1 pseudogene is annotated in these 380 nt (G+C 39.7%); it reads left to right on the top strand.

The annotated features are described in order from the left end of the window. Positions 1–380 (top strand): annotated as a pseudogene (locus J7R13_RS09430) (monovalent cation/H+ antiporter subunit D); the annotation flags it as partial.

Raw genomic sequence — 380 nt, forward strand, 5'->3', positions numbered from 1 at the left:
GCCAAGATGTAGCTGCAAATGTGTTGACTGTCACAATGGAAGTGTATGGTGATGATGAAGAGGAGGAAGAAGATGAAGTGGGTACCTATTTGCCGGTAGCTTTGGCAATTCTTGGGGCTTGTTTTGGTATCAGTGCTCTTTTGATTATTGGTTTGCCTCCTTTTTCTGGTTTTGTTGCTAAATTTATGATGTTCGTGGCAATCTTAAACCATACTAAGGAGAATGTGTCTGATTCTCTACCAGACTATCAGGATTGGCTTTTTATTATTTTTGTTTCACTCTCTGGTTTTTCCGCTTTAATTGCTTTGACACGAACAGGTATTCGAACTTTTTGGGTTTCTCTTGAAGGAAGAGTTCCGCGTGTGCAGATCATTGAATTT

Origin of the sequence: Bartonella taylorii 8TBB, assembly GCF_902825155.1 — a bacterium.
Classification (GTDB): Bacteria; Pseudomonadota; Alphaproteobacteria; order Rhizobiales; family Rhizobiaceae; genus Bartonella; species Bartonella taylorii_A.